The organism is Hyphomonas sp., from assembly GCF_040882205.1.
Classification (GTDB): Bacteria; Pseudomonadota; Alphaproteobacteria; order Caulobacterales; family Hyphomonadaceae; genus Hyphomonas.
Map to the genome: position 1 here is coordinate 1 of NZ_JBBEBT010000239.1, position 2,860 is coordinate 2,860.

Annotated in this window: 4 protein-coding genes and 1 pseudogene; 2 read left to right on the forward strand and 3 right to left on the reverse strand. The window is 65.1% G+C overall.

All coding sequences use genetic code 11. The features are described from left to right. Positions 1 to 222: pseudogene (locus WEA77_RS10150) on the reverse strand (leucyl/phenylalanyl-tRNA--protein transferase); the annotation flags it as partial. 169 nt (positions 223 to 391) lie between these two features. Beyond that, positions 392 to 595 (reverse strand): DUF2842 domain-containing protein, encoded by a 204-nt coding sequence (locus tag WEA77_RS10155; protein WP_368067763.1) that lies wholly within the window; start codon positions 593 to 595, stop codon positions 392 to 394. A 77-nt stretch (positions 596 to 672) separates the two neighbouring features. On the opposite strand from WEA77_RS10155, the gene WEA77_RS10160 reads away from it, so the two are divergent. After that, positions 673 to 1,713, forward strand: coding sequence for a COX15/CtaA family protein (locus tag WEA77_RS10160; RefSeq protein ID WP_368067764.1), 1,041 nt, complete (start codon positions 673 to 675; stop codon positions 1,711 to 1,713). Here WEA77_RS10160 and WEA77_RS10165 read toward each other — a convergent pair. Beyond that, the gene (locus WEA77_RS10165; RefSeq protein WP_368067765.1) at positions 1,688 to 2,422 is read right to left on the reverse strand and encodes a hypothetical protein; all 735 of its coding nucleotides are present in this window, start codon (positions 2,420 to 2,422) and stop codon (positions 1,688 to 1,690) included. The two genes, WEA77_RS10160 and WEA77_RS10165, sit on opposite strands and share 26 nt — an antisense overlap. A gap of 275 nt (positions 2,423 to 2,697) precedes the next feature. Between WEA77_RS10165 and WEA77_RS10170 the strand changes: the two genes are divergently transcribed. Further along, the coding region (locus WEA77_RS10170) for an uL13 family ribosomal protein (protein ID WP_368067766.1) at positions 2,698 to 2,860 on the forward strand (163 nt) is incomplete at its 3' end.

Sequence of the window (2,860 nt, forward strand, 5' to 3'; positions counted from 1 at the left end):
CTCGACGACGCGCGTGAAAGCGGTGTCGAAGGTAATGCGGAACGGGTCCTGGATGATGCGGCGCGTAAGGCGTTTCGGAATATGGAAAGCATCGAGGGGCAGCAGGCCGCGCAGTTCGGGGTCGACCAGGAAGAGACGCGGATCATCGCGCGAATCCGCCATCGGAAACACGCCCCGCCGGTAGCAGGAAAGCAAGTCTTCGGGAGAGAAGCGCGTAGACATTGCGCAGATATGGTTTGCTCCGGGTGCGGTGTAAATGCGGTGATTGCGCGGGCGGCGAAGGTTTGCCTCTTTGCTTTGTTATCCTGCCCAAGGCTGCCGGGACCCGGTGGGTGGATTAGGGAGTGGTTTGGCTAAGCCCCGGCGTTCGCGGGATGAAGCGGCGGCAGATCTAGTCTTCCTCCGGCGGCGCGTTGGCATTCATCCACTTCAGCAAGGGGCGCAGCGGCAGGATCCAGCCGAAGCCTGCGACAATATAGTAGAGGAGTTGCAGCCAGACGGAGGCGCCGGTCATGTACATGCCGATGGTGGCGGCGCCCCAGATCCAGAGCGCCATGAAGGCGAGCATCAGGAGGACGGCGATGGGCTTGCGCATGGGGACGGGCGGGCTCCTGAAGCTGATGCGACGTTGGCGCCTCTTGATTGCGCCCGCGCCGGAGTGATTTAGGCGTCATGGCTGCAAACGCAATTTCACCCGTTGCCGCACGCTGGATCCGGGCCTGGCTGATCCTGCTGGGCCTCCTCGTCTATGCGACGATCCTGGTCGGCGGCGCAACCCGGCTGACCGATTCCGGGCTGTCGATCACCGAATGGCAGCCTGTGAAGGGCGCCCTGCCGCCGCTGGATCAGGCGAGCTGGCTGGCGGAGTTCGACAAGTACCGCGAGACAACCCAGTACAAGCTGCAGAACAAGGGCATGTCGCTGGCCGAGTTCCAGTTCATTTACGGGTGGGAGTGGGGCCACCGGCAGCTGGGACGGTTCATCGGGCTGGTGGCCGTGGCGGGCCTGGCGGTGTTCGCCGCGCGGCGCTGGCTGGGCGGGGGGCTGGGATGGAAGCTCGCCGGCCTCGTGGCGCTGGGCGGGCTGCAGGGGGCGATCGGCTGGTGGATGGTGGCGAGCGGAATCGGCGATACTGACCGGGTGTCGGTCGCGCCCTACCGGCTGATGACGCATTTCTCGCTGGCGCTCCTGATCCTTTGCGTGATCACCTGGCTATGGCTTTCCCTGCGCGGCGCCTCCAGGGGGGGCGCGCCGGAGGGGAAGCGGGTCGCCATCCTGCTGCTGGCGTTGGTGTTCGTGCAGATGGCCGCCGGCGCGCTGGTGGCCGGGCTGGACGCCGGGCGCAGCTATAACGACTGGCCGCTGATGGCGGGCGAACTCGTGCCCTCACGTTATATACAGGCCGATCTGGGCATGCGCAGCCTCTTCGAGGGGCGGGCGGCGACGCAGTTCAATCACCGTTTCCTCGCCTATATACTTTGGGGCCTCAGCCTCTGGGCAGCCTGGCGCTACCGGGGCGGGGCGCTCGCACGATCCTTCGCCGTGCTGGCGGCGCTCGTTAGCGCTCAGGCCGTCTGGGGCATCCTGACCCTGCTGAATAGCGCGCCCCTGACGCTCGCGCTGGTGCATCAGGGGCTTGGCGTAATCGTGACGCTGGCGGCGGTCCACCTCACCTGGCAGGCGGGCGCTAGTCGGACACCGGCTCCAGAGTAATCTCACTCGGGTCAATGAACACGACCTGATGCTCGCCGCGCGTCGTCTCACCCGCAACGACCACCACGCCACCCGGGAAACCGCCGGCTGGCAACGTGCCGAGGGCGGTCAGGGCGGTGGGATTGCGCGGCGCCTCGATGGTGATGCCGTCACGAATGGCGACACTGGTATTGGTAAGGCCGTAATCGGTCGAGATCTGGATCGGCTCGCCGTCTTCGAGGGATAACAGGGCCGACACCTCACCGCGGGTCAGCGAGGCGGAATCGCTGGATGCTGAGGAGACCAGCTGGCCGCCCGCGAAGACGCAGGAGGTGACCGGGATGACCGAGGCGGTGGACGCTTCCGGGGTCCAGGTCAGGTCGCCGTTGACTTCCGACAGGATGCCGGTGGTCAGCGACATGGAATTGGCCATCGTCCAGTAGGCAATCCGGATCAGGCCGCCCGAGCTGGAATCGCCGGTGCAGAGGCCCTGGACCGCGCGTTCCTCTGCAATCGGCAGGTCGATCTGGGTAGGGGCCATCAGGCCCGGGCTGTAGACATAGCCCTTGATCTCGCCCGCCTCGGTGATGCCCGGAAACAGGGTTACCGAGGCGTCGCCGATGGTGGTCGAGCGGCCGTCGGCGATGGCCTTAAGCCGGAACAGGGAGGGCTCGCCGATACGCTCGCCTTCCATGTCGAAGAACTCGAGGCCGCCGCGCTCATAAGCCACAGCCAGAATGGCCCCGCCGCCGGTGGAGACCGCTACATCTCGGACTGGGCCGGAAAGGGGGCGGGTTGACCAAACGGCCGGAAGCTCCAATCCTGCTGTGATTGGGGCAGCTTGAGGGGGGGCTTCAGGTTCCTTTTCGCTGCGGGAACAGGCCGCTGCGCCAAAAAGCAGGATGGCCCCGGCAGCCGCGTTGACAAAGGGAGAAGCGGCGACTAAACGCCAGTCCTTAATTTGCATTCCTGGAACTCCGAAATTGAGAGGCTCTGAGCAGAGCAATGAAAACCTATAACGCACCAGTAGGCGTAGAGACAAAGTGGGTCGTGATCGACGCGACAGGCGTCGTCGTCGGACGGCTTGCTTCTTACGTTGCCAAACGTCTTCGCGGCAAGCACCGCCCTGACTTTACCCCCCATGTCGACACCGGCGATCACATCGTTG